A 25,379-nucleotide genomic window follows, 5' to 3' on the forward strand; every position below is an offset into this window, starting at 1 on the left:
CGCTTATGCTTTTTATCATAGAGCGCAATGTTTAAAATTCTATAGCTGCTTTGTAATTCATTTTGTGGTCAGAAAATTTATAAAGTGATGACATTTTATTCAATATATAAGTTGGAAGTGAAACATTGAAAAATGCACTATTGCCCAACAAATTAAACTGAACTATTGTTATACTGTCAGTGGTCTAAAACATAGACTTCTCGTAATTCTCGACTTTAAAGGGCGACATAACAATGATCAACGATGATCAAAAAACGACTTCTCTAGATCTTGCTCAAATCCGTGAAGATATTGACTCTGTAGATCAGCAAATCCAACAACTTATCAATCGCCGTGCAAAACTGGCTGAATCAGTTGCTAAAGCAAAATTTGCAGCAGAAGAGAATCCGTTATTTTATCGTCCTGAACGTGAAGCACAGGTTTTACGTCAAGTTATGGAGCGCAATGAAGGGCCATTGTCAGATCAAACCATGGCACGTTTATTCCGTGAAATTATGTCTGCATGTTTGGCACTTGAAGCACCACAAAGTATTGCATTTTTAGGTCCAGTCGGTACTTATACCCATTCTGCTGTATTAAAACATTTTGGTCAGGATGCTGTGGTTCGTCCACTACCAACGATCGATGAAGTGTTCCGTGAAGTTGAAGCGGGCAGTGCACATTATGGTTTAGTTCCAGTTGAAAACTCATCTGAAGGTGTAGTCAACCATACTTTAGACTGTTTTAAAGCATCACATTTAAATGTGATTGGTGAAGTTGAATTGCGTATTCATCACCAATTCCTGATTTCTTCAAATACCCGTAAAGACAGTATTAAACAAATTTATGCACATCAACAAACCCTTGCGCAATGTCGTAAGTGGTTGGATGCACATTATCCGGGTGTAGAACGTGTAGCTTTAAGCTCAAATGCAGAGGCTGCTCGCCGTATACGCAATGAATGGCATTCAGCAGCAATTGCATCTGATGTGGCTGCAAGTATTTACGACTTAGAGGTTCTCCACGGCAATATTGAAGATAATCCTGAAAATACCACACGATTCTTGGTCATTGGTCGTGAAAAAGTACCACAAAGTGGCAATGATAAAACCTCATTACTGATTTCAGCACATGACCGTGCAGGGGCTTTATTGGAAATTCTTGCACCATTTGCAAAACACAACATTAGTTTGACCAGTATTGAAACCCGTCCAGCATTACCTGAAAAATGGGCTTATGTATTCTTCATTGATCTTGAAGGTCATGTGGAACAGGACAATGTTAAAGCGGCGATTGAAGATATTCGCCCACTGGTTAAAGAAGTACGTGTACTGGGTTCATATCCGATTGCTGTGCTTTGATGTCGTTGTGAAATAGGTAGTTCAAAATCGTTATGTCACAACCTTTATTTAAAAAAGTTGCTTTTATTGGACTTGGATTGATTGGTTCAAGTCTAGCCCGTGTGATTGCAGCGGAACATCTTGCTGAAAATGTTGTTGCATCAACACGCTCAAAAAAAACATTGGAAGATGCAAAAGCTTTAGGAATTATTTCTGCGGGTTTTAGTGATCCTGTAGACGCTGTAAAAGATGCAGATTTAATCGTTCTGGCTTTACCCGTTCGCGCGACACAGAAAGTACTTGAAACGATTCAAGCTTATGTTTCTGAAAATGCCATCATTACCGATGTCGGAAGTACCAAAGGGAATGTGGTGGCTGCGGCACATGCTGTTTATGGTGAAAATCTTCCTGTAGGTTTTGTACCTGGTCATCCAATTGCTGGCGCAGAACATACAGGTGTCCATGCCGGTAAAGTTGACTTGTTTGTAAATCATAAAGTGATCCTAACGCCGTTGCCGACTAGTGCTGATTGGGCAGTTGAAAAACTGATTCAGCTTTGGCAGGCTGCAAAAGCTGAAGTCATTTGTATGGATGTGGACAAACATGATGAAGTGTTGGCACATACCAGTCATTTACCGCATCTGATGGCATTTAATCTGGTCGAACAGCTTGCAAATCGTGAAGATAACCTAGATATTTTCCGTTATGCCGCTGGAGGTTTTCGTGACTTCTCACGTATTGCTGCCAGTGATCCGCAGATGTGGCATGATATATTTTTTGCCAATAAAACAGCCATATTGAAAGCAGTTGATGGTTTTGAAACGCAACTTGCGACATTACGTCAACTGATTGAAGATGAGAATTCACAAGCCCTGATGGGATTGCTAGGACATGCACAAGCGGCACGACAGCATTTCAATCATATGCTCGCCAATAAACCTTTGATGGAGAAAAATAAGGTGACACAACAATTTACCATTTTGCCGGGTGAGAAGACATTTAAAGGTAAATTTACCGTGCCGGGTGACAAGTCAGTGTCACATCGTTCCATCATGTTTGGTGCAATCGCTGAAGGTACAACCCATGTTACAGGTTTCCTAGAAGGTGAAGATGCTTTAGCAACACTTCAAGCATTTCGTGATATGGGTGTCAGTATTGAAGGCCCTAAAAATGGTGAAGTGATCATACATGGTGTGGGTATTCATGGTTTAAAAGCACCCAAAACGGCACTGTATATGGGTAATTCTGGTACATCGATGCGTTTGCTTTCAGGCATGCTTTCAGCACAACAGTTTGACTCTGTGATGACGGGTGATGCGTCTTTGTCTAAGCGTCCAATGGAGCGTATTGCAAAACCTTTACGTGAAATGGGTGCGCAAATTCAAACCACGGGTGAACGTGGTACTCCGCCTGTTTCTATCACTGGCGCTCAAGCACTGAAAGGGATTCATTACGATTTGCCAATGGCATCTGCGCAAGTCAAATCTGGAATTTTATTGGCAGGTCTATGGGCAGAGGGAGAAACCTCTGTGACTGAACCTGAACCAACCCGTGACCATACTGAGCGTATGTTACGTGCTTTTGGTTATGCTGTGAAAACGGAAGGTAACCGTATTTCACTCCAAGGTGGTGGCAAGTTGGTTGGGACAGAGATTCAAGTGCCTTCTGATATTTCTTCTGCTGCATTTTTTATGGTGGGTGCTGCCATTACTGAAGGTTCAGATATTACCCTTGAAGCTGTTGGGATTAATCCAACTCGTACAGGTGTAATCGAAATCCTTAAGCAAATGGGTGCAGACTTAACTGTTGAAAATGAACGAATTGCAGGCGGTGAGCCGATTGCTGATATACGTATCCGTGGTACCCGTACACTGAAAGGCATTCATATGCCTGAAGATCAAGTACCGTTGGCAATTGATGAGTTTCCATCTTTGTTTATTGCTGCTGCATGTGCTGAAGGGAAAACGGTGTTAACAGGTGCTGCCGAATTACGGGTTAAAGAGTCTGATCGTATCCAAGTGATGGCAGATGGTTTAAAAACCATGGGGATTGATTGTACGCCAACTGATGATGGCATCATCATTGAAGGAAAAGGTAAATCGGGCGACTGGTCTGCTATTTTCTCTGGCGGTGAAATTGAATCGCACCATGACCATCGTATTGCAATGAGTTTTTCGATGGCGGGTTTACGTAACTCTGGCGAGATTAAGATTATTGGCACTGAAACAGTAGCAACAAGTTTCCCCACATTTACTGAACTCACCAATCAGGCGGGGCTTCAGATTGAAGTCACGGAATAAATCAGTCCTTGTCTAATATTTGTATAATTAATTAAAAACAGCCAAGCAAATGCTTGGCTGTTTTGTTTATATTGCTTATTCTAAAACCATACAACTATAAAGCCTTTTGGATGAAGCAATGAGAACATTACAATTTACAGCAAACTGTGAGAATCATAGTAACAGTCACAATCATGGTGAAAATGTATGTTATGTCACTCAGGAATACGTGACGACTTTGTTGTTAAAACAATTGTCTCAATATGGCTTTAAAGCGGAAACAACACACTCCGATGAAGACCTTGCTGTCAGCGTAGAAAATCATCCAATTGGTTTGGGGGTTAATTGTCATTTAAATGATCAAGGATTATTAACTTGTGAAATTTCAGCCCATGCTGATGAAGAACAAGCGTGGTTTAAGAAGATAGCAACCCAGAGTATGATTAAACAATTGGCAAATGCTGTAGAAAATACGTTAAAAGAAGATGATGCGTTTAGTGGATTTGAATGGAAAGTATAAGCAGAGCCTAGGGGATAGCTATGCAATTACAAGCATTTATCGATAAATTTTCAGTAGATCAGGCGGGAAACACAGTAAGCCCTGAAACTGTAAAAAAATATCAAGCGTATTTACCTGAAGCGCTCTTAGAGCTTTGGCAAAATCATGGTTTTGGCTTCTATGGTAACGGTTTGTTACAGATCATTAACCCTGAGCTTTATCAAGATGTGCTTTGGTCATGGTTAATGAAAGATCAACCTGATATGACTCGGTTACCCATTGCTATTTCAGCATTTGGTTTGGTGTTTTATTATCGCTTATTAAGCGAAGATGGCGATGAAGATATATCCTTTATTGATCCACACAACTCGGAAATTGGGGTAACAGCTTGGTCATTAACAGATTTTTTAATGACTGGATTTGTGATGATGAGATCATTGAGCAATTTTTAGAAAAATCAGCCTTAGCAAAGGCACAAACTCAATATGGTAAATTAGTTGATAATCAAATGTATTGTTATCTTCCTGCACTGAGATTGGGTGGGCGTGCCAGTGATCTCAATTTAGATAAAGGTGATGCAGCCACACATTTAGCTTTTTTATATCAACTTGCTGTGAATAACTGATTTAAAAATCATTTAAAAAATAGATGTTTAGAAATGACAGTTTGATTGAGATAAAACTGTCATGTCTATTATGAATTAAATTATGCTATTACTCGACACGTAACCATGTTTGGCTACGACCTACCGCTGAAATACCTAAATATCCACGAAGAAATAGTTTCTTGCCATTTGGGCTGACTTTACCTTTTAATCGATAGATTTTACCTGAAACTGGGTCAATAATTTTCCCATCAGTATAACTCACATGATCATCTGTCTTTAGCCCAGAGATTACCTGTAAGCCAATAATTGGCTTGTTGGTATAAGGTGCAGGGCAATTGGTGCAAAATTCTTTTGGGGTGTAGCCTGGGCGTGGTGTTGCTTTTAATGCTGTACCCGCATAGGTACCGTTACTTTGTTTTTCAATTTTAACCAGTCCCTTTGCTTCACCAGTTTTGTCATCGATATAACGCCAAGTTCCCACGATATCTTCTGCAAAAGCTGTCGATGTTAAAAATGCGATACATGCTGTCCCCAATAAAACTCTCATCATTTCCCTTATTCCTTAAGTGGGTATTTTCTACTTTAAAAATCATACTTATTTAAGGCGTTGATTATATAATGAATAGTTGGGTCATTTATTTACATAATGTGCCAATAAGTATGAAATTTAAAATGAATTGGCACATAAAGATAAGCAATTGATGAGCTTGTAAACTGGATTTAGCATAGCTGAAGCTTATGTGATGACACTCACCTTAAAAATATCATTGATTGCTTCAAAGTGAATTTCACAATCTAAGAATTTTTGAATCATTTCAGCTTGTGTTGTGGTGTGTTCACTGACAACTTGAGCAGTAAACGCACCGCCTTTACCTAAAGCTAAAGGCAATAAAAGTTGGTCTGCTAGATATTCGTCAGCCACAGCATCACAAGCTAAAAAGGATTTAACTTCTTTGGCTAAATCATGCGCTACTTTTTCTGCACTTTTCTTCATTTCACCTAACGCAGAAAATACTTGTTGATGGTGTTGGTAATCTAACACCACAAAAGCTGTATTCCCTTGGCTAATCCCTTGAAAGTTTAGTCTATTACGTTGGCTTAAACTCAATTTATTATGCAATACTTCCAGTTCACGATCCGCAATATTCTGTTGAATATTTAAGGCAGCGGCATAGCCACGTATTTCCAGTAATTTGCCTTTATCTAATACTGAATATTCAAGCTTATCTATCCAAGGATAAGTAGTAATATTGATTTGACCCGCACCAATTGGAAAGAAACCAGCACGTTCACATTCAAAATCAACCTTTATTCCAAGTTTATGAAGAGCAGGTAGAAAACAAGACTCTATGAAATCTGCAGTCGGTGCCATTGGATTATGTGTTCCGCCGTGGATACTGATGTGACTGATTTCATTTTGCATCATCAGTGCAGGCAGTAGTGTTTGTAAAACCAATACTGTGCTACCCGCTGAACCAATATGAAAATCATATTTACCCGCCTGAACTTGTTGGGGCTGAAAATATAATTTTTGTGAATGTAGTTCAGCACCTTCCACAATGGCATTACTGATGCGTTGTGATGCTTGTACACAGACTAAATGCTGTCGCATTAAGCCCGGCTTTTTGCGCCCTGTACGAATATTCACAAGCTCAAATGGAATACCCGTTAACATAGACAATGAAAGGGCAGTTCTTAAAATTTGCCCTCCACCTTCGCCTTGTGAGCCATCAATTTGGATGGTTTTATTTTTTACTAATGTGTTCATTTTGTTCTTCATCATTTTTTTCTAAATCATTCGGTTTTCGAACATGTTTTAAAAATCGTAATTCACTTAAACCCTATTGATAATTATCTTGTGCTTCTACTAATGAGATTGCATTTACGCCACTTTTTGAATTCGGATGAATATTTTGTACAGGATTATCTTCCCAAAAACAAATTGGACAAATCTCAAAGTCAAAATTACCTAGAGGCTAATCTTTAGTGTAATGATGACAACAAGAACAAGGGTAATTCATTAAAATTCCTAAAAGGGGTGAACATACTGTCAGTGCATGGTGATGCTCGGTGCATTGTAACTTTGTTTTCACAAAGGTTGGCCTTGTACGTAGTGATGGGTTGATTTGTGCTTAAAGTTTTAAGCTAACCCGCTCGCTCATCAAGCCACTACACCTTATTTTCAATCCTGTGTTGTGGAGGTAGGGGATCTTGCACTCGCCCAGTATGTTCGGGTTTTCTCAAATGACGAATCACTTGAGAAAAGGTGAAATATATTGTCAGTACGTGGTAATGCTGTGTGAATAGTCACTCTGATTCACAAAGGTTTAAGTGATGATAGGTGATGGATTTGATTGGTGTGTTTCCGCTCTAAATCCGCTTCGCTGTCATTACCCAAAAATGATGCTGACTTTTATTTCAATCTATACAGCCTTAGATCTTGTACTCGCCCAATATATTTCGAGATCTGATAGGGTAAAGCCCTATCAAAGCTTTTAAATGATGGCTTTAAACGTCAAGTAAATCAACTTGCCAATTGGTGGCTTGTATCAATACATTCAAGTCGCGTAATTTGGCACTGATATCATCGGATTGTTTTTGCAATGATGATACTCGAATGACCTTATGCCATTTGATTTCACGTGTACTATAGCGATCAGGCTCACGTTGTGTATTGCTGATAGCAGACGTTAAAATTTTATGACGCTCTACAAGCTCATCACGTTGAGTAAGTAAAGCCAATAATGAACGACCATCTGTTAATTTTGCCAAAGCATTGGTTTGATGAATGGCATAAACAAGTTTTTGGGATTCTTGAGTTAATGCAAATACTTGCTTTAATAACTCATTTGGATCCTCGGATGGCTCATCACCGTCTTGTACCAATACGTTTGCATTGATACGTTGTTTTAATGAAGCGAGTTTCTTTTGTTGATCGCTTCGTAATAAAAGTGCTTCTGCAAGTTTCATTTTATTTTCCTTATCGCTTTTAATAGTCAATAAATATTTAACACAACGATTTCATATAAAGTTTGCTGGGGTAAAGTATCAATTGGGATTGATCCGGCAAATTTGATAACATCTTCTAAAGTTTGATTTTCATGCCAAGTGGTCATGAAATTATAATCATCGTCTTTAGGTAGATCATAATTACAAAATTCTAAATAAGAATAATCCAATGCATCATCCCAAATTGAACATTCATGGCCCCAAGCTAAAGCCCAATAGCATTGTTTAGATTTTACAATCCAATCACTGCATTGATTGCGCCAATCATTAGTTACATTGTTGTTATGTATTGCTAGCACAACAATGTATGGCTCTTGTGGTAATTCAAGATGGATTGCTTGATTAGCCAAAAGATCGTAATGACTGATCTTGATTTGTTTAGAGCGATCCATTGGCATTACTCACATTCAATTAGGAGGAATTTGTGAAAGACAAAAAGCTTTATGATATATAAGTCCTTTTTCAATACATACATCATATGAAAAAGAGTGAATATTTCGTTGTAAGGCTATAATCTCATTTCTCCAGATACAAATATCTCCATGCTTTATCTGTTTGGACTCACTCAAATACCGTTGTAAAACCAAAGTTTTTTTAAAGGGATCACTTAATCTTTTAAATTGATAAGCAACCATATAGTAAAGCAGATACTTAAAATAATTCTGCTTATTGCATTTGTGGTCTACTGCGAGTTCCAGAAAAAGTAATAATTCATCTTTCCAGACCAAGTATAAATCCCATTCAGTCGTAGGCAGATATGTATCCGAAAATGCCCATGCTCGAATTTCAGTTATGCTCGGATTGGAGATGTTGGTTATCACTATATTATCCCTTTACACAAACAACCTGACTTAAGGTATAAACCACTTCCACCAAATCACTTTGTGCTTTCATCACATCTTCAATTGGCTTATACGCAGATGGAATCTCATCAATCACGGCTGCATCTTTACGGCATTCTACACCTTTGGTTTGTTCAATCTGATCTTCCACAGTAAACAACTTTTTTGCCGCAGTACGGCTATGTACACGACCAGCCCCATGCGAACATGAACAGAAAGACTCCTGATTTCCCTTACCTTTGACAATAAAAGACTTGGCACCCATTGAACCCGGAATAATTCCATACTCACCCAAACGGGCACGTACAGCACCTTTACGTGTTACCAGTACTTCCTGACCAAAGTGTTCTTCTTTATCCACATAATTATGGTGGCAATTAACGGCTTCAACTTTGGCATTAAATGGTTTGTTGATGATGATTCGTAAAGCTTGAACCGCAGCTTCCATCATTAACTCACGGTTTTTCATGGCAAATCGTTGTGCCCAACCCACTGCAAACCAATAATCATCAAAGTGTTCAGTCCCTTCCACTAAATAAGCTAAATCTTTATCAGGCAGATTAATAAAGTGCTTTTGCATATCTTTACGTGCAAGCTCAATAAAGTGATTACCAATCGCATTTCCTACACCACGAGAACCTGAGTGCAACATAATCCATACTTGTTGATGCTCATCTAAACAGACTTCAACAAAATGGTTTCCTGTTCCCAAAGTACCCAACTGTTTATGGTTGTTGGTATTTTTCAAACGGGGATGCTTGGCACAGATATATTCAAAATCAGTCACCAACTCAGCCCAAGCCTGATCAACACGTGCAGTAGGTGTATCCCATGAACCTTGGTCACGACGACCACGACCTTTGGTCATACCATGCGGAATTAAACGTTCAAGTTCGGTACGCAGTGCGTATAAGTTATCTGGTAAATCTGATGCGCTTAGCGAAGTACGTGCAGCCATCATTCCACAGCCAATATCTACACCGACCGCAGCAGGGATGATTGCGCCTTTGGTTGGAATTACACTTCCAATCGTTGCTCCGATTCCTACATGTACATCTGGCATTACTGCCATCCATTTATAAATAAAAGGCATTTGCGCTGTTTTTAATAATTGGTCTTTCGATTTCTCATCGACAGGGACACCTTTGGTCCACATTTTTATAGGAACACCTTTAGCATCCTGAATTACGTTATAAGTATGTTCCTGCGGTAAGGAAGTTTGTTTTTCGATTTGTTCTGCGACTAACATTGTCATTGCTTTGATCCTTTTCAAAACCTGCCTGCCAAGCGGTTGCAGGCAGGTGATATTTATATACATCTCATGATGTATGCTTTGTATATTGCAGAGAGTGTGCCAACTTTGTCTTTTAATTGATTTTTATTTTATAAGATATTGATTTTTAATAAATAGATAGATTTGCATTTTATTTTGAATGTACGTTTTAAAAAAAATATGCAAATTTAAATATTATTTTAGATAGTAATTTATCTATTTTTATATTTTAAATAAAATATAAAACAACCAATGCCTAAACATAATAAGAAAAGGAGGCTAAAACCAATTGAAAAGATGAGGCTTACTTTAGAGCCTTGTAAATAGGCAAATAAAGTGATTGAAAATATTAGGCTATAAATACTACTAAGGAAATATCTTCCGCAATGTGGTGCAAATTTAGTTGTAAAATAGCCGAGCCAAATAGCTATTGGGAATGTTGATATAATTGAAAAATAATAAATTTTTGAGCAGGTTGGGATATCTTCTTGCTGGAAACCGCAACCCAAAGTGAGTGAAAGCAAAAAAATGACGTAGAAGAAAAATAAGAATATAAAAATTACTAAAGGAAATAAGAGGAAAGCAAACCAAGTACGCATTGTTATTATTCAGGATATTTATCATGTTACAGATTATAGTATGAAATCTAGTTTGGGAGAATTTCTTCTCCCAAACTAGATTTGATGAAATTTGTGAATCTTAATTTTTGTTCATATCCCATATCGTATTATCATCAGTTGGTTGATAATGTTCTTCGATATGGATTTTTAACCTCAGTGCGAGAGGATCATCTTCTAGGATTTGACTATGCCCATGTAAAAGTTTCAGTTCGCTTTTTTTACGACTTTTACTTGGCGGTTTTTCATGATAGTTCTGGCATTTCTTATACCAGTGGTTAGTTTCTAAATAGTACTTTTTGACTCTTAGTTTCTCTAAAGCAAGATCAAGATTGTTATCGTCAACAATAACTTGTATAGACATGATTTGCGTTTTACAGACTGACACCTGTCTTTGGTTTTAAGTTGAGACTCCAAGCTAGCAAATTTTTTGTTGATTCACAAGCATCGCTTTTAAACATGATAAGTTTAAAAAGAAAAGCAGCCACAAACGTTAAGATTGGATATTGTGAGTGAACACGATAGGAGGGTTTAAACCCTGCACTAAGGCGTTACCATGTAATCCAATTTATATTCGTGACTGCTTATCGTGTAAATCTATTTATTATAATGAGAGTACATCAACAAAAGGCTGAAGACAGTCGTGGCTCTACCAACTGAGCTACTGTATCTTGTTATACAGGGTGGTATCGAAGCGCCGACAAACGCGTAATGTAGTCCTCAAAGCATTTGATCTACTTTCATTATTGCTTATACAAGATCAAAAAAGTTGGTGTTGGATATGTGCAGTACCCGAAATACTGTGCGTGAGATCGTGATGTAATCCAACAGGCATTTGATCGTTTAAACATAGGTCAAAGCCCATCAACAAATTTGATTATAAGACAAACAATTCACCGCTTTTGCTTTAAGCGACTGTATGTATATACAGCAGAGGAATCTAACCTCTGATCTGTGAATTCTAATGTAGTCCTATGAGTATTTGATGGACTGATGACCCCAGTATATTTTCATATACTGCCCTACAAGTGAATCAACAAGTTTTTCAAAGACGTTCGTGCCTTACCGCTTGGCGACCATCATCGAAATGATGGGGTGGATTCGAACCACCGATGACGTCAATTTTAAGATGTAGTCCTTGAAGCATTTGATTCTTTTACTGCTTTGCATAAACAAAATGTTAAAGACGTTTCGTTGCTCTATCCAACTGAGCTACTTTTCAAACTTGCAAAAGCGTGAAAAGGGTGGATTTGAACCACCGACCTACGCATTAAAGATGTAGTCCTTAACGCATTTTATGCGATGTATTTTGCCAACAAAGGTGTCGATAAAACATCAATTATTCAAAGTAATGTAGTTCTATCTGCATTTGGCAATTTCTTACTTAGCACAACAATTAAATATAGAAACAGCATAATCTTGAAATGTAGTTCCTATGGCATTTGTGCTTTTTATCTAACCCAGTCTTATCAAGTGTGAACATTGTTAAATGTAAACACTTGAAGAGACTCGATCAAATTTGTTTATACATTCAACTTGCATAAAGCTGAGTTTGTGTAATATCTATTTTTTCAATTTCGTTTACCCAATGATCTGCATGCATTTCATTTTTGGCAAAACTTTCAATCAGTTGAAATACCGTATCGGAAAACCCACCGACATTCATCACATCGCTATGTTCAGGCATTTGCGTAGTTGTATAGGGTTGCAGATCAACACACACCAGTTTTGCATCTGGGTTATGCTGTTTTAGCTGTTTCCAATAATGCATCATCCCAGTTTTTCGGTGTGATCTTGGAACTTGATCTGCCCATGATTCATTATCAGAGAAGAAAATTACCATATCAACTTTGGCATTTTCTTTCACTAACAGTTCCAAAGGCTTAGAGCAATCAGTTCCTCCACCACACATGCTGGCAAACTTTTTAGCCAAAGCAAAAATATCAATTTCTGAATTTTGCTGTTTTCCAAAATATTTTCGTTTTAAATATTCCTGTACTTTGCTGAAATTGGATAATTGACGAACTTCAGTATCAAACGGCATCAAACGAATATTTGGATTTACATATTTAAATGCACTAGCAAATAATGCAGCAGCATCTACGCAACGTAACTGAGAGGTTGCACCCTGACGATAACCTGTCACAGAACTTGACATCGAACCGGAAACATCAATCGCAATCACCACATTTCCTTCAAGTTTCGGTACATTGGCGATGGCACGCTGCATAGCAAACTTTAGCGCATTGGCAATTTCATGTGGCATATCCTCTGCAAGTGCTGACCAAGCCATCATCAATTGATATGGAAATACTCGACTTTTGGCTATGGCTTGCTCATCCATCAATTTATCGGCAATGATTTTTGTCATTCCTTTGATTTTAAAAACATCATGGCGTAAGAAGGTATTTAAGTTCATACGTAGCATTTGCCAAGAACCATTTTTTGCAATTTCGGCCCATTGTTTCGCATTCAAATTTAAATTGGTTAGAAGCTGCATCGGTACTTTAGGTACTTGTGTTGCTGTTCCCAATCGAAACTCTTCCAATGCTTGCACTTGAGTCGGTAGTTGGACAAGTTGGTATTCTTTTCCTAGGACATAGGCAAAAAAAGCATCGTGTTGAACTGTCTTTGGTTTTGGATGAGTCATTTTTAACACATCGGCAAGTGAAGGGCTGTTTCCAATATTGGCCGCAATCAATTGTTGATCCGATGCTGAAAGAATCCATTCATTGACCATACGTTTCGGTAATGAACCTAATGACTTACGACCAATCATTCCAGAGCGCATGATTTGAACAAAATTTCTCAACTGTTTTCCATTATCAATAATCAAAGGAAAAACTTGCTTAAATAATTCTGCATCAAGTTCAGAAAGTAAAGCCAATAACACTACAGGTGTATCTTTCATATGTGCCTTTTGACGTGCATAAATTGCAGTTTTAGCCACAAATTCAGACTCTACTTCAAGCGCTAGGTTTAGAATATTATCAAGTTGCACTTGTGCATTTTGATAAAAGGTCTGATTCAGTGTACCTGTTGCAGCAAGCTGCGCTAATGCGGCACGAGATTTTAATTTATATGCGCGACCACCAGCTTCGTTGTATTCAATGGTTTTTGGTTTTGCCTGTTGTTTAGAGGCAAAAATTGTCTTGTTCGCCATGACAGCATCCTCAAGTGATTTTTTAATTTCTTGAGATAGATATTGCAGAGAGTGTGCCAAGTTTTGTTTTGGAATGAAATTTTATTTTTAAGTGACTGATTTTATGAGTTTAAAAAATTTAAAATTTCAGTGGTTATTTGTTTTAAAATTTAAAAGGTATAAAATAAAATATCTTTATTTATAGATTTTTATCTTTATTTCTATTTTTAAAGTAAAAAATCAATGATCCTAATGTTGTGCAAATAAAAAAGGACACTAACTCCAGCTAAAAGCAAAGTTAGTTGGGATATAGTCAACCTATTAAAAACTCAGGCACAAAAAGATGTTTTTTTTAATTCATATTTTTAATTAAATTAATTGCATGGCGGAATAAACTATTTGAATATAAAAAGCTTACACTGCCACACCTTTTGAAGATGAGGCCAAACTTTGCGCTGCAAACAAAGCTGAGCTTTGTTTTGCTCATGTTGGGCGAGGGATAGATCCTGTACCCAGCATTCCTACACAATGGGCGATATCCATATCTCCACACGATAGAACGACCATCTATGATTCAATAATATTGCATAGCGTTAAATTGAAGTTGGGAAAATTACTTTTCCCAGGGTTTCCCAGTGCGAAACGGTGTTAATTCGCCGTGCATATTTAGTTCATACTGATCAAAATCATCAGCAATGTAAAAATTGCCATGATAGTACTGGGCAATTTCATTACCAATGGTTTGCACACCTTGTGCATCGTGGTAACGGGCACTGAGATGCGTTGCAATTAAATTAGGTAGTTGAATCGATTCTGCAAACTCAGCGACCATTTTCGCAGAACTGTGCATTGGGCCTGCGCCTACTTTGTCTAATATCGATTGAGTATAGGTTGTTTCATGAATCAGCAGTGCTGCATCCTGACAAGCGTTCGATAGTAATTCTGGCTGATCGTTATCTCCACCGACAATGGCATAAACACTTTGAGTGTTTTGAATGAGAACCTCTTGACTTAAGACGGACTGCCCATTCCACTCAATATTTTGACCTTGTTGTAGATCACCCCATAGTTTACCTTTTGGAATTTTGAGTTGATTTAAAACGTCAACATTGAGTTTGCGCTGAGTTTGTGTCGCTTTAAAACCATAAGCATAACTTGTCACACGGTGGTGTAAGTGATGAACGTTAATGGAAATATGCTCATCCAATTGAAAGGGATTCGTCAAAGTATTTACATCGATAAAATGTATTGGATAAGGCAGAAAAAGTTCAGTGAATTGACAGGTAACTTCTAACCATTGCTGAATTTCTTTGGGTGCAATTAGCGTGATTGGATCTTTACGTGCATTCATACCAGCACTTGCCAGTAAACCCATCAAGCCATAACAATGATCGCCGTGTACATGCGTAATGCAAATGGCTTTTAAATGTTGTAAAGAGAGTTTTGCTTGTTGAATACGATGCTGTGTACCTTCGCCTGCATCAACCAATATCCAGTCTTTGCTTTTGCAATAATGAATCGCTAAACCTGACACATTGCGTGTTAATGTGGGCACACCAGAGGATGTCCCTAAGAATGTAAACTGTAACATGAGGAATTAAAACCTATTGAATATTTAAAATGTTTTCTATGATTGTTTTTACAACAAAGCAGGGTGGATTCCATCAAAAAGTGTCGAATCAGACGGTGATGGGAGAAGTGAGTAAAAGCTTTGTACATCAATAGTATAGTCGCATTATATTCAAAAGAGAAACTGAGATTTTTAAAATATTAAAAATGACGGTATAAACAGTATTTGATTTTTGACAAAATAAAACTATGCTTTAAGCAAGATATATAAAATTTTATAGATTTATAGAAATATGCAAAAATTTAAAAAAACAGTCGTGATTGGTTTTGTGGGTTCTACTTTAGATCAAGGGAAAAAACTTGATCGCTGGCAACGCTGGCGTCCCACCATAAGTTTGTTGATGCATGAAGATTTAGTGATTGATGAGCTGGTTTTGTTACATGATCGCCGTAATGTCAGCTTAATTGATCATTTGCGGCAAGATGCGTTAGAAATCTCACCGCAAACCCAGATTACTGGCCATAAGGTGTGTATCCGTGATCCTTGGGATTTTTCAGATATGTATGGTGCATTATATGACTTTGTAAAATCATATTCTTTTGATACTGAGAACAATCATTATTTATTACATATCACCACAGGTACTCATGTTGCGCAAATATGTTGGTATTTACTGGTTGATGCGCATTATTTACCAGCCAAACTCATTCAAAGTGCACCTACAGGTAAACAACAACCCGAGGGTGAATATCGGATTATAGATTTAGATTTATCTCGATATGCGGCATTAACCCAGCGGTTTGAACATGAACAATCTGAAAATTGGCAGCAGTTAAAAGCCAATATTGCCACGAAGAACCAAAACTTTAATCAAATGATTCAAGAAGTGGAATTGGTTGCAACACGCTCAAGTGCGCCAATTTTGATTATGGGTGCAACAGGGGTTGGTAAGTCGCATTTAGCCAAGCAAATTTATCAATTGAAAAAGGAAAAATTTCATTTTTCAGGACGCTTTATTGATGTGAACTGCGCAACACTGGTTGGTGATAGTGCGATGTCGACATTATTTGGTCATAGTAAAGGTGCATTTACAGGCGCTATTGCAGCACGTACGGGTTATTTGAAAAGTGCGGATAATGGCATTTTATTCCTCGATGAAATCGGCGAGCTAGGGTTGGATGAGCAAGCCATGTTGCTCAAGGCCTTGGAGGATAAGTCATTCTTTCCTGTAGGAAGTGATAAAGAGGTTCAGGCTGACTTTCAGTTGATTGCAGGAACCAATCGAGATTTACGTGAGGAAGTCCGTGCAGGGCGGTTCCGTGAAGATCTATGGGCTCGCTTAAATACATGGACCTTCTTTTTACCGAGCTTAAAAGATCGCGTAGAAGATATTGAACCGAATATCACCTTTGAATTACAACGTTTTGCTGTTGCGCATCAACGGCAGTTGCGTTTTCATACCGACGCCTTAGAAAAATATTTAAAATTTGCGCAATCTTTAGACGCCAGTTGGCAAGGGAATTTTCGTGATTTAACTGCAAGCGTGACACGTATGGCGACTTTAGCCAATGGTGAGCGTATTGGTTTACATGAAGTAAATGCTGAGATTGGCCGACTACAACAAATTTGGAATATTGCTGAAAATAAAGAGGCTTTAACCCAATCGTCACTGATGAAAATTTTAAGTGCTGAACAAGTGGCGCAGATTGATGAGTTTGATCGTATTCAATTGCAGGGGGTGATTGAGGTTTGCCAAAAATCGAAATCCATGGCCGATGCTGGACGGCGTTTATTTTCTGTATCTCGCGAGCAAAGACAAACCACCAACGACAGTGATCGCGTGAAAAAGTATTTGGCGAAATTTGGTTTGAGTTGGGATGATGTGAACGGATAAATAAAGTGACTCATTCACCTTATTTATCCTAGAATTCTTTTTAAATTCAGATTTATGGCACAAGAAGAAAACGCGAAATTGCGATTCTTAACTGCTTTAAATAACCTGTAAAGAAATGGTTTGCGCCTGGCAATACTGTAATTAAATGGCGCTGAGGTTTTGCCCATTCAAGCAAATCAGAGAGTTTAGTCGTCGGATCTGCTTCACCATGTACAAACAGGATATCGCCTTTAATGGCTGGGGTAACATAATGACGCAGACCATCTACAGTGGATGTTGGTAAACCACATAAGATCACTTGTTGCGGTTTAATTTCATCAGGTAGCGCATGATAGGCTTTTGCCATTACATGTGCACCAAAACTAAAACCGCCAACGTAGAAAGGTAGACTTTTGTGTAATTGTCTAACGTATCTAATGACCTCTAGAATATCTTCAGTTTCAGCAAAGCCTTCGTCATGGATTCCATCGCTTTGTCCAGAACCACGAAAACTTGGGCGATAGACCACACAACCCTGTTCAGAGAGGATTTGTGCAAGTAAAGCAGGAACTTTATGTTGAGGTGTACCACCTTGCAGTGGGTGAGGATGACAAACGACAGCAAAACCTTTTACTTCGCCCACAGGATAGTCAACAAAAACTTCAATTTTGCCAACCGAACCTTGAATGAACAGTTGTTCGGACATAATTTAAACGATCATAAGCAGGGAAGTGCGATAGTTTACCGATTCTGTTCACAGAAAACATGAATTGGAATTAAAATATCCCGACTGTTATAGTTTGATTAGTTATTTTTTGATCAGGAAGACCATGCTCGCCTTAATTTCCCCTGCTAAGACGCTCGATTACCAGTCAGCACTCCCGACCGATACGCACACTCTACCAAGACTGCTGGATCAATCTCAACAGCTTATAGACCTAAGTCGTAAACTCTCCGCTTCAGATATTGCCAGTTTGATGAGTGTCAGTGAAAAAATTGCCAATCTCAATGCGGAGCGTTTTCGTGACTGGAATGCTGACTTTAGTTTTGCCAACGCGCGACAAGCAATTTTTGCATTTAAAGGCGATGTTTATACAGGTCTGGATGCATATAGTTTGTCACAAGACGATCTCAATTTTGCGCAAGATCATTTACGCAGCTTATCTGGCCTATATGGCTTATTACGTCCTCTTGATTTAATGATGCCGTATCGTTTGGAAATGGGAATAAAACTTGCCAATACCCGTGGTCATAATCTTTATGAGTTTTGGGGGGATCGAATTACCGATTTGATCAATCAGGATTTGCAACAAAGCGGCTCAACGTTATTGGTCAATATTGCTTCTGATGAATACTATAAATCGGTCAAGGAAGCAAAAATTCAGGCTGATATTATTAAACCAGTATTCTTAGATCAGAAGAATGGTAAATATAAAGTGATTAGCTTCTATGCTAAAAAAGCGCGTGGCTTAATGGCTCGATACATCATTCAAAATCAATTGAAAAAAATGGATGATCTTAAATCCTTTAATACTGATGGTTATTATTTCGATGCCGAGAGTTCATTGAAAGGTGAACTGGTATTTAAGCGTGATGAGCAAGTTGCTTAAGTATTTCAATCGTTTAATGTATTGAAAGAGAGTTGGCTTGCTTTAAGCCAGCTCTTTTTCAAAAATAATGTATTCATGACCAAGCGAATTTACCGCTTTGATTTGAACAAAATCAAAGCCATCTAATTTTAATCTCTCAACAGAAATTATTTCCCCCGAAATAAGCTCAATTTCACCGTCTTGATTGAGAAAATCATCTAGTTCTTCATCATAATCTATATTGTGATAGACACTAAAAATGATCTCGAATTGATCCTGATTGTCCTGATCTTTATAAAAATGGATTAACGGTCTTTCGGTGATTTGTTTATGTGTAAACTCATCGCAGAACATGGGATCATAGCCATGTTGCGTACCATCAAAAAGTAAAATTTCTTCATTGCTTTCTACATCTACCGCGTAGATGAGTTCTGGTGCAAAGTCTGTCCCACAAATGAGCTGATATTCTTCAAAAATATCTCCATAATATTTGATTTTAAATCTTTTATTTTGTGTGGAGGACTGTATTTGACCTCGCCATTCAATATCAATGAGATCTTGAAAATAGTCAGCGTGTTTATAACAAGCAAATTTGTCTAAATGAGAAGGGGCTAAAAATTTTGATTTATTGATCATGGGATAACAGCCAAAAGTGTTGTATTAATATATAAAGTCTTAGATGTTCTATAAATATGATCATAGCTAAAACAGAAAATTACCTCAAACCATTCAATCAATATTGGGCTGAATTTGCGAATCAGATAGAAATCGAAACAGAGCAGTGTATTTTTTTACAGCAGTTGCTTGTTGCTGCTTATACTGAGCCACAACGTCATTATCATACGGTTCAACATATTGTCGAATGCCTTGAGTTATTTCACCAAGTAAAAGCGCAATTGAATGATCCTGTTGCTGTTGAGTTGGCAATTTGGTTTCATGATGCCGTTTATAATCCACAAGCAAAAGACAATGAGCAACAAAGTGCTCAATTAATGCACAAGCATTGTGTGGGTATTTTAACGCAATCGGTCTTAAAAAAAGTTTCTCAATGGATCATTGCAACACAAGAACATCAGCCGTCTAATCAACATGATTTAAATTATTTACTTGATATCGATTTGGCAATTTTGGCTAGCCCCCCTGAACGTTTTGCAGAATATGAACAGCAAATTCAACAAGAATATGCATGGGTTGATACTGAAATCTATAAAGTCAAAAGAGCAGAAGTTTTACAGCATTTTTATCAAATGCAACCTTTATATCAGACTGAATATTTTAGAAATCATTTTGAGCAAAATGCGAAAGTAAATTTGTCAAAATTTTAAAGGTGAATCTAGATCAGCATAGAAATCGTTATTATTCGGTTTTTTATAGATTTGTTGATTTCATTTTTATAGTTAAATCTCATATCATTAAGTACTTACTCCATTATTAAACCTTACATAAAATTTTACATCAAACCCTATTTATATTTAGGAAAATATTTTGAACATCATTAATATTTTGAGTTTATCAGGACTTGTTTTCTTAAGTGCTTGCTCTCAGCAAAATTCTCAGAATGCAGCTCAAGTAGAGTCTACGAAAAAAGTTGCGATTGCAGCAGATAATGACAAAGTTGAGAGTGCAAAAGTTGATACAGGAAAGGCAAGCAGTGAGATTGAAGTCGAAATTCCTACAACTATTACTGAAGCAAAAATAGAGCGAAAATCTAAAACGTTAAGTTATCCTGATGAGCTTATACAGCAGGTAAAAGATGCACAGAAACATTGTAAGCAAGCTGTAGCGGTTGATATGAAAGATGTTGTTACGGTTGTGGATTTAATTGGGGATGATCAGCCAGAATATATTTATGAACCTGACTCAATTCGGTGTGTTGAAGATGGTGTATTTAGAGGGCATGGGGGAGATCAGCTGGTGATCTACCAATCTAAAGATCATAAAACCATACAAGAAATTTTTAACAGTGCGGTATTTTCTTATCAGATTATCAATAATCAAGCCAAAGCTATCGTTCAAGTCGAAGTTGGTGGGGGATATTGTGGGCAAAACATGGCAGAAATTAGCCGTGCAGAAGCAATCAATTGTAAGCGTAATTTGGAATGGGATGAGAGCCTAAAACAGTTGAAGATGGGTAAGATGTATGTTGATGAACCGAAGGCTAATGCTGAATAAGTGCTATTCAATATAAATAGCACTCTAAGCAGTCAATTATGTACGAATAATCATACAGGTCGCTGTTGCATGTGCATATAATTTGCCATCTTCATCGACCAATTTCCCTTCAGAAATGGCAAGACTTTTACTTAAATTAATCAACTGTCCAATAGCAAATAATTGCTTATTTTGAGGTACAGGGCGGCACATTTTTACATTTAAATCGATGGTGCCATAACCTACGCCTGCTTCTAGGGTGGTATGTACTGCACAACCTGTTGCTGAGTCTAAAACTGTTGCTGCAAAACCGCCATGTACGCCGCCTAAAGGATTTAAATAACGTTGGTCCGCTTTGACTTTAAAACTTGCATGACCATGCGAAATTTCATGTAAATCCATTGGGATGGTTTCACTAATCGATGCTCTAGGAATTTGTCCAGCAACCATTGCTTGTAGAAATTCAAGCCCTGTCATTTCTTTTGGGTGTTTCATATATTTATCCTTTATATAGGGTTCTAAAAGAGAACTTAAAGTAAAATATGATGTTGGGGGATTTACTGTCAAACTTTTTATTGAATTTGAACGATTGAGTTGATCTTTTTAATGTTCAAAATCGTAGAATTTTTCAATATGGTTGGATTGATGAATGATTTTTAAATCAATTCTTTCACCCGTTGCCCAAGTTGCAATAGATGCTTGTAAGTCGACATCAATAATATCGAGCTCTTTACATAAGGTCTGATCAGTTTCAATTACGATGAATTGAGGTGATTGTGTCTTTAAACACTTAGCAATATACCGTTGAATATTTTGGAGCTGATAAACATCTATAATTTTATAACGCATACTTTTCCAAATATTATATTTAAATTGTTGTATTGACTAATTTAGAGTGAATCATTTAGGTTTTCAATTAAAAAGCATGAGTATGATAAAAAATATCTGTTTCACTATAATTTCTCTACATCATTGTAGTATCTTTATTGAAAATTTATAAAACATAAGGAAATTATTATGAAAGGGCAATGTGTTTGTGGGGCAACAACTTTTACGGTTGAATTAAAAAATCATGATGTTCATGCGTGTCATTGTTCAATTTGTCGTAGACAAACGAGCGGTGTAATTATGACGATTGATGTAGAACAGGGTAGTTTAAAGTTTACTCAAGATGATCACTTAAGTATTTATAATTCTTCTGAATGGGGCGAACGTGGGTTCTGCAATTGTTGTGGAACGAATTTGTTTTGGCGGACCAAAGACCGAAGCTATTGCAATATCAATGCATTTGCTCTGGATCAACAGCTTCAAGAACTAAAATTTAATATGGAAATTTTTATAGACAATAAGCCCGAATTTTATGCATTTAACAATGAGACAAAAAAATTAACCGAAGCAGATGTGATTGCACTATTTGCCGGAACCATTGATTCATAAGTGCGTTATTCACTGATTCGGATAAATTTTTATAAAACCAATAACTCCATGCCAGCCAATTTAAGATTGACTGGCATTTTTATTTCTTTAGAAGCTGAGTTTATGGTTTATAAAGTCCAAGTTCAGTCAAATGTAATCTTAAAATCCGTCTAAGTTCCAATACCGCTTCAGGTGTCTCTTGGATCGAATGACCACCTTTGATAATTTTCTCAGATACTGCACCGTCTAAATGTGAACTAGTATATGGAACGATTCCATCGGTCATTACGTTAGGATCTGTACTATTGGTGATATTGCCCATAATTGAGTGATAGATCATGTCTTTCTTCGGCATAACGTTTTCAGTCAATTTGGTGAAATTTGAGCTATGGCTTAAGTCACTTGGACCATTTTGAATCAGTCCATGCCCAACATCTTTTAAAAAGTTTTTTGCATTTAAATCACGATCATCAATAGAGTCAGCTAAAGCCCCCAAGAATGCACCTGGCAACTTAATAATTCGACGAGCAGCTAAAGTGAACCAGCGATCAGCAAATGCAGTGCCACGATGTGGTGCTGAAATAAAAATAGCACGATCAAAATTAGGTATAGATTGAATAGTCAAACGAGATTTGAACATTGGATCATCTTTAAATTTATCAAATTTACGATTGTTCAACATCTTTAAGGCTGGTTGTGTCAGATTGGCATCACTGACGAGTAAGCGCGCAATAATCCCGCCCATACTATGCCCAATCAACACAGCATCTTTAGCAGAAGCAGAATTTTGATTAATTGAAGCAAAACCTTGATTAATGATGGCATTGATCTGAAAACGGCTTTCTAAGATCGGCATATTAGTGGAATAAAAGACCTGCCAAACTTGATAGTGCTCACGTAATACATTGTCGCCCATAATATCATTAGTTAAGCGAATCCAAGCTTCCGGGCTACTGGCGAGACCATGTACCAAAACAATCACTTTCTTATTTGGGTTGTATGGTTCAAGCATATACAAATGAGGCATAGTCAGGCTTTGATCGCGATCAATTAAGCTCAGATAAGCCGCAATACCTAAATTATTTTGAGCCAGCCATAGACCATAGGGCGCTGAAAAGTTTGCCGCAAGCGGGTATTGTTTGCCACCAATTTTTAAATTTTCAATGCTATAAGGATCATAAACATTCAGTTGAAAATTTGGGTTATGTAAGATGTTTTGTAGTGATTCCTTTGAATTTTCAGGTTGTGCTACAATACTGACCGATAAATAACGTGGTTGATGAATGTTGGGATTCATGCCATTTTTGTATTTATAATCAAATGGATTTACAATATATTTGTTTTCTTCAGGTGCTGTGGTGTTGGGTAAAATTGCAACAAATTCTGCACCGAAACCGTCTCTACGGTTGATTGAGCGTAACCCTGAGAAGTTTAAGTTATAGCTCGAAACAAGATCCTCAAGTTCAATCTGAGCCAGTGCAGGATAGCCATTAAAATTAATACGATAAGTGCTTTTGCCAACTTTAATTTGTTTTGCTACTTTTTGGTTTTTATTTCTTAGGGCATATGTCGAAATCAGTTTAGCTAATGCTTGATTATAAAAGTCACGTATCTGAACTTGTCGGTTATTAAAAATACGGTCTTGGGGTTGGCGTTCAGTTTTAAATAAATAGGCATAACTATAGCGGATGCTATTATCTAACATCACCATCTGCTGATCTAAACATTGCTCATAGTTTTTTTGGGAGGATTGTTGCTTGTCAGTGGATTGATGTTTAGAAAAAAGACTGACTTTACAATCTGATGAGTCGCCCAGATTGATTGCTTTGGTTAAGTAAATTTCACTTGCGGTCGAAAGTAGTTGTTCATCTTGAATCTGTGGGATTTCAGCTAAATCTGCCACACATTTTTCGGGTTCATCTGTACATGATTTGGCTTCTCGTCCAGTCATTGACAAAACATTTAAGCTGGCTTCACTCATTTTTGAACGTGTCAAAATGCTGTCACGTTCATTGGCAATAGTTACATTAACCTTTTGATTTTTTACACTGACAACTTGGCATCCGGATAAAATCAATGGACAAATTGCCAGAGCACAAAGCAAAATATTGTTTTTTGAGTATTGCATAATCATTAACTAGATCAATCTTTGTCTGAATCATACGTGAGTTTTATTCAATTGATAAACAAAAAAAATAGACTGAATGTTCAGTCTATTTTTTATATTTTATAAATTTATTTTGCCTGTGCTGGATTTTTTAATACCTGCCAAACGTTGTAACGACCTTGTTTTTCAATTTCTTCAATTAAACGATCTGCAACTTCAGCTTCTTCTGGGTATTTCACTTTATAATTTTTCAAGGTTTGGATTGCATTTTTCTTTTGCTCCATACCAATAAAGTTATTTGCAGAAGATAAATAGGCTTCTTGAACACCTTGTTTGATAGCTTTATCTAAATATGGGATGGCTTCTTTTTGACCGCCACCCTCTGATAAAGAGAAACCAAACCACAAGTTTGCTTCAGCATCATCTTTGTTGATTTTAAGGATACGTTGAGCATATTCTAGTGATTTAGTTGTATAAGATGAACCAAGGTCAAGGTTACGGCCCAAAATACTTGCTTTAAATGCACGAATCAAAATATCAAAAGAAGCATTTGGTGCAGCGGCTAATTGGTCAAGCTGAGTAGAGACTTCTTTTAACTTACCCTCAAAGCCTTTTCGCTCTTTACGGTCACTAAATTGTGGTGGGTAATGGCGTGCTTTACCTTCAACCATTTGCAAGAAATCATCAATAGCAGTGATGTCAATTTCATTGTTTTCCGCAAGTACTGCATACTTCATAGCACGTTGTGAGCTATTCACTGTAGGTACAATTAGTTTATTGGTATCTAAAATGATTTTTTGGTTTGGATTTGCTGGATCAGTAACTTCAAGTTTGTTTACAGGTTGAGCCGATGCTTTTTTTAACTCCAACTCAAAAACAGGTGGTTGAGAGTAATCGAAAGGGTTTAGTGCATAGAACGGAGGAGACAATTCAGGCTCAGTGTAAATAAAAGGCTCGTTTACATCTACTTTGTTTTGTTGCTTGATGGGTGTTGTTGAACACGCCGTAAGTACTGAAGCTGCGAGTAATGCATATGCCAAAGGCTTAATCGTCATGTGTTTCTTCCATTAATTTATATTAAAAAAC

Annotated in this window: 25 protein-coding genes; 10 read left to right on the forward strand and 15 right to left on the reverse strand. The window is 37.3% G+C overall.

From position 1 onward, the window contains the following. Nucleotides 1-233: 233 nt before the first annotated feature. The 5 genes from pheA (at nucleotide 234) to ACG9ZL_RS06785 (ending at nucleotide 4,722) form a co-directional block, all read left to right on the forward strand. A complete protein-coding gene (pheA, locus tag ACG9ZL_RS06765; RefSeq protein ID WP_004719240.1) occupies nucleotides 234-1,340 on the forward strand; it encodes a prephenate dehydratase in 1,107 nt (368 codons plus the stop codon). A 32-nt stretch (nucleotides 1,341-1,372) separates the two neighbouring features. Beyond that, complete coding sequence (locus ACG9ZL_RS06770) at nucleotides 1,373-3,619, forward strand: bifunctional prephenate dehydrogenase/3-phosphoshikimate 1-carboxyvinyltransferase (RefSeq protein WP_336954411.1); 2,247 nt, start codon at nucleotides 1,373-1,375, stop codon at nucleotides 3,617-3,619. Between the two features lie 118 nt (nucleotides 3,620-3,737). Next, nucleotides 3,738-4,118 (forward strand): hypothetical protein, encoded by a 381-nt coding sequence (locus tag ACG9ZL_RS06775; protein ID WP_004719243.1) that lies wholly within the window; start codon nucleotides 3,738-3,740, stop codon nucleotides 4,116-4,118. Between the two features lie 20 nt (nucleotides 4,119-4,138). Further along, nucleotides 4,139-4,549: a GAD-like domain-containing protein gene (locus tag ACG9ZL_RS06780; protein WP_419359517.1), complete on the forward strand. Its 411-nt coding sequence runs from the start codon at nucleotides 4,139-4,141 to the stop codon at nucleotides 4,547-4,549. Continuing rightward, on the forward strand, nucleotides 4,486-4,722 hold the full coding sequence (locus ACG9ZL_RS06785; protein WP_419359519.1) for a T6SS immunity protein Tdi1 domain-containing protein: 237 nt from the start codon (nucleotides 4,486-4,488) through the stop codon (nucleotides 4,720-4,722). Before ACG9ZL_RS06780 ends, ACG9ZL_RS06785 begins: the two co-directional genes overlap by 64 nt. An 88-nt stretch (nucleotides 4,723-4,810) precedes the next feature. Here ACG9ZL_RS06785 and ACG9ZL_RS06790 read toward each other — a convergent pair whose 3' ends face one another. The 9 genes from ACG9ZL_RS06790 to ACG9ZL_RS06830 all read right to left on the reverse strand — a co-directional run bounded on the left by ACG9ZL_RS06790 (nucleotide 4,811) and on the right by ACG9ZL_RS06830 (nucleotide 15,178). Then, a complete protein-coding gene (locus ACG9ZL_RS06790; RefSeq protein WP_105713769.1) occupies nucleotides 4,811-5,254 on the reverse strand; it encodes a DUF2147 domain-containing protein in 444 nt (147 codons plus the stop codon). Nucleotides 5,255-5,440: 186 nt separating this feature from the next. Next, entirely contained in the window at nucleotides 5,441-6,472 is a 1,032-nt protein-coding gene (gene rtcA, locus ACG9ZL_RS06795) for an RNA 3'-terminal phosphate cyclase (RefSeq protein ID WP_419359521.1), read from the reverse strand. Between the two features lie 73 nt (nucleotides 6,473-6,545). Continuing rightward, entirely contained in the window at nucleotides 6,546-6,656 is a 111-nt protein-coding gene (locus ACG9ZL_RS06800; protein ID WP_419359655.1) for a CPCC family cysteine-rich protein, read from the reverse strand. 556 nt (nucleotides 6,657-7,212) lie between these two features. Next, complete coding sequence (locus ACG9ZL_RS06805; protein WP_336954417.1) at nucleotides 7,213-7,674, reverse strand: DIP1984 family protein; 462 nt, start codon at nucleotides 7,672-7,674, stop codon at nucleotides 7,213-7,215. 26 nt (nucleotides 7,675-7,700) lie between these two features. Then, nucleotides 7,701-8,105: a DUF7684 family protein gene (locus ACG9ZL_RS06810; RefSeq protein WP_419359523.1), complete on the reverse strand. Its 405-nt coding sequence runs from the start codon at nucleotides 8,103-8,105 to the stop codon at nucleotides 7,701-7,703. A gap of 433 nt (nucleotides 8,106-8,538) precedes the next feature. After that, on the reverse strand, nucleotides 8,539-9,804 hold the full coding sequence (locus ACG9ZL_RS06815) for an RtcB family protein (protein ID WP_419359657.1): 1,266 nt from the start codon (nucleotides 9,802-9,804) through the stop codon (nucleotides 8,539-8,541). A 723-nt stretch (nucleotides 9,805-10,527) separates the two neighbouring features. Further along, nucleotides 10,528-10,809, reverse strand: coding sequence for a hypothetical protein (locus ACG9ZL_RS06820; RefSeq protein ID WP_224963817.1), 282 nt, complete (start codon nucleotides 10,807-10,809; stop codon nucleotides 10,528-10,530). A 1,167-nt stretch (nucleotides 10,810-11,976) separates the two neighbouring features. After that, on the reverse strand, nucleotides 11,977-13,608 hold the full coding sequence (locus ACG9ZL_RS06825; RefSeq protein ID WP_419359525.1) for a TROVE domain-containing protein: 1,632 nt from the start codon (nucleotides 13,606-13,608) through the stop codon (nucleotides 11,977-11,979). A 592-nt stretch (nucleotides 13,609-14,200) separates the two neighbouring features. Further along, entirely contained in the window at nucleotides 14,201-15,178 is a 978-nt protein-coding gene (locus ACG9ZL_RS06830) for a ribonuclease Z (RefSeq protein ID WP_419327743.1), read from the reverse strand. Nucleotides 15,179-15,449: 271 nt separating this feature from the next. Between ACG9ZL_RS06830 and rtcR the strand changes: the two genes are divergently transcribed. Further along, the gene (gene rtcR / locus ACG9ZL_RS06835; RefSeq protein WP_419327744.1) at nucleotides 15,450-17,051 is read left to right on the forward strand and encodes an RNA repair transcriptional activator RtcR; all 1,602 of its coding nucleotides are present in this window, start codon (nucleotides 15,450-15,452) and stop codon (nucleotides 17,049-17,051) included. A 52-nt stretch (nucleotides 17,052-17,103) separates the two neighbouring features. Here rtcR and ACG9ZL_RS06840 read toward each other — a convergent pair whose 3' ends face one another. Further along, nucleotides 17,104-17,736 carry an alpha/beta hydrolase gene (locus ACG9ZL_RS06840; RefSeq protein ID WP_336954423.1) on the reverse strand — a complete coding sequence of 211 codons (633 nt, stop codon included), beginning with the start codon at nucleotides 17,734-17,736 and terminating at the stop codon, nucleotides 17,104-17,106. Nucleotides 17,737-17,860: 124 nt separating this feature from the next. Here ACG9ZL_RS06840 and yaaA point away from each other — a divergent pair, with 124 nt between their 5' ends. Next, nucleotides 17,861-18,640 (forward strand): peroxide stress protein YaaA, encoded by a 780-nt coding sequence (yaaA, locus tag ACG9ZL_RS06845; RefSeq protein ID WP_004719270.1) that lies wholly within the window; start codon nucleotides 17,861-17,863, stop codon nucleotides 18,638-18,640. A gap of 42 nt (nucleotides 18,641-18,682) precedes the next feature. Here yaaA and ACG9ZL_RS06850 read toward each other — a convergent pair whose 3' ends face one another. Beyond that, nucleotides 18,683-19,255 carry a hypothetical protein gene (locus ACG9ZL_RS06850; RefSeq protein ID WP_056511990.1) on the reverse strand — a complete coding sequence of 191 codons (573 nt, stop codon included), beginning with the start codon at nucleotides 19,253-19,255 and terminating at the stop codon, nucleotides 18,683-18,685. Between the two features lie 56 nt (nucleotides 19,256-19,311). Between ACG9ZL_RS06850 and ACG9ZL_RS06855 the strand changes: the two genes are divergently transcribed. Together ACG9ZL_RS06855 and ACG9ZL_RS06860 are read left to right on the forward strand one after the other, a co-directional pair. Further along, complete coding sequence (locus tag ACG9ZL_RS06855) at nucleotides 19,312-19,944, forward strand: HD domain-containing protein (RefSeq protein WP_419359527.1); 633 nt, start codon at nucleotides 19,312-19,314, stop codon at nucleotides 19,942-19,944. A 160-nt stretch (nucleotides 19,945-20,104) separates the two neighbouring features. Further along, nucleotides 20,105-20,791, forward strand: a complete 687-nt coding sequence (locus ACG9ZL_RS06860; RefSeq protein ID WP_419359529.1) for a hypothetical protein — start codon at nucleotides 20,105-20,107, stop codon at nucleotides 20,789-20,791. A 36-nt stretch (nucleotides 20,792-20,827) separates the two neighbouring features. On the opposite strand, the gene ACG9ZL_RS06865 is transcribed toward ACG9ZL_RS06860, so the two are convergent. After that, nucleotides 20,828-21,265: a PaaI family thioesterase gene (locus tag ACG9ZL_RS06865; RefSeq protein WP_419359531.1), complete on the reverse strand. Its 438-nt coding sequence runs from the start codon at nucleotides 21,263-21,265 to the stop codon at nucleotides 20,828-20,830. 108 nt (nucleotides 21,266-21,373) lie between these two features. Further along, the gene (locus ACG9ZL_RS06870; RefSeq protein WP_336954427.1) at nucleotides 21,374-21,619 is read right to left on the reverse strand and encodes a hypothetical protein; all 246 of its coding nucleotides are present in this window, start codon (nucleotides 21,617-21,619) and stop codon (nucleotides 21,374-21,376) included. A gap of 168 nt (nucleotides 21,620-21,787) precedes the next feature. Between ACG9ZL_RS06870 and ACG9ZL_RS06875 the strand changes: the two genes are divergently transcribed. Beyond that, nucleotides 21,788-22,207, forward strand: coding sequence for a GFA family protein (locus tag ACG9ZL_RS06875; protein WP_419327749.1), 420 nt, complete (start codon nucleotides 21,788-21,790; stop codon nucleotides 22,205-22,207). Nucleotides 22,208-22,307: 100 nt separating this feature from the next. Here the strand turns inward: ACG9ZL_RS06875 and ACG9ZL_RS06880 are convergent, their stop codons facing one another. Both ACG9ZL_RS06880 and ACG9ZL_RS06885 read right to left on the reverse strand, forming a co-directional pair. After that, a complete protein-coding gene (locus ACG9ZL_RS06880) occupies nucleotides 22,308-24,320 on the reverse strand; it encodes a lipase family alpha/beta hydrolase (protein ID WP_336954429.1) in 2,013 nt (670 codons plus the stop codon). 101 nt (nucleotides 24,321-24,421) lie between these two features. Next, nucleotides 24,422-25,348, reverse strand: coding sequence for an ABUW_2363 family tetratricopeptide repeat lipoprotein (locus ACG9ZL_RS06885; protein WP_336954430.1), 927 nt, complete (start codon nucleotides 25,346-25,348; stop codon nucleotides 24,422-24,424). Nucleotides 25,349-25,379: the final 31 nt, after the last annotated feature.

This window comes from Acinetobacter legionensis, from assembly GCF_048551735.1.
Taxonomy (GTDB): domain Bacteria; phylum Pseudomonadota; class Gammaproteobacteria; order Pseudomonadales; family Moraxellaceae; genus Acinetobacter.

Coding starts and splice junctions, on each gene's coding strand:
- ACG9ZL_RS06810 (WP_419359523.1), bottom strand. CDS start 8,105: ATGGATCGCTCTAAACAAATCAAGATCAGTCATTACGATCTTTTGGCT.
- ACG9ZL_RS06830 (WP_419327743.1), bottom strand. CDS start 15,178: ATGTTACAGTTTACATTCTTAGGGACATCCTCTGGTGTGCCCACATTA.
- rtcR (WP_419327744.1), top strand. CDS start 15,450: ATGCAAAAATTTAAAAAAACAGTCGTGATTGGTTTTGTGGGTTCTACT.
- ACG9ZL_RS06870 (WP_336954427.1), bottom strand. CDS start 21,619: ATGCGTTATAAAATTATAGATGTTTATCAGCTCCAAAATATTCAACGG.
- ACG9ZL_RS06790 (WP_105713769.1), bottom strand. CDS start 5,254: ATGATGAGAGTTTTATTGGGGACAGCATGTATCGCATTTTTAACATCG.
- ACG9ZL_RS06850 (WP_056511990.1), bottom strand. CDS start 19,255: ATGATCAATAAATCAAAATTTTTAGCCCCTTCTCATTTAGACAAATTT.
- yaaA (WP_004719270.1), top strand. CDS start 17,861: ATGCTCGCCTTAATTTCCCCTGCTAAGACGCTCGATTACCAGTCAGCA.
- ACG9ZL_RS06820 (WP_224963817.1), bottom strand. CDS start 10,809: ATGTCTATACAAGTTATTGTTGACGATAACAATCTTGATCTTGCTTTA.
- pheA (WP_004719240.1), top strand. CDS start 234: ATGATCAACGATGATCAAAAAACGACTTCTCTAGATCTTGCTCAAATC.
- ACG9ZL_RS06855 (WP_419359527.1), top strand. CDS start 19,312: ATGATCATAGCTAAAACAGAAAATTACCTCAAACCATTCAATCAATAT.
- ACG9ZL_RS06840 (WP_336954423.1), bottom strand. CDS start 17,736: ATGTCCGAACAACTGTTCATTCAAGGTTCGGTTGGCAAAATTGAAGTT.
- ACG9ZL_RS06875 (WP_419327749.1), top strand. CDS start 21,788: ATGAAAGGGCAATGTGTTTGTGGGGCAACAACTTTTACGGTTGAATTA.
- ACG9ZL_RS06880 (WP_336954429.1), bottom strand. CDS start 24,320: ATGATTATGCAATACTCAAAAAACAATATTTTGCTTTGTGCTCTGGCA.
- ACG9ZL_RS06885 (WP_336954430.1), bottom strand. CDS start 25,348: ATGACGATTAAGCCTTTGGCATATGCATTACTCGCAGCTTCAGTACTT.
- ACG9ZL_RS06805 (WP_336954417.1), bottom strand. CDS start 7,674: ATGAAACTTGCAGAAGCACTTTTATTACGAAGCGATCAACAAAAGAAA.
- ACG9ZL_RS06780 (WP_419359517.1), top strand. CDS start 4,139: ATGCAATTACAAGCATTTATCGATAAATTTTCAGTAGATCAGGCGGGA.
- ACG9ZL_RS06865 (WP_419359531.1), bottom strand. CDS start 21,265: ATGAAACACCCAAAAGAAATGACAGGGCTTGAATTTCTACAAGCAATG.
- ACG9ZL_RS06775 (WP_004719243.1), top strand. CDS start 3,738: ATGAGAACATTACAATTTACAGCAAACTGTGAGAATCATAGTAACAGT.
- ACG9ZL_RS06770 (WP_336954411.1), top strand. CDS start 1,373: ATGTCACAACCTTTATTTAAAAAAGTTGCTTTTATTGGACTTGGATTG.
- rtcA (WP_419359521.1), bottom strand. CDS start 6,472: ATGAACACATTAGTAAAAAATAAAACCATCCAAATTGATGGCTCACAA.
- ACG9ZL_RS06815 (WP_419359657.1), bottom strand. CDS start 9,804: ATGTTAGTCGCAGAACAAATCGAAAAACAAACTTCCTTACCGCAGGAA.
- ACG9ZL_RS06825 (WP_419359525.1), bottom strand. CDS start 13,608: ATGGCGAACAAGACAATTTTTGCCTCTAAACAACAGGCAAAACCAAAA.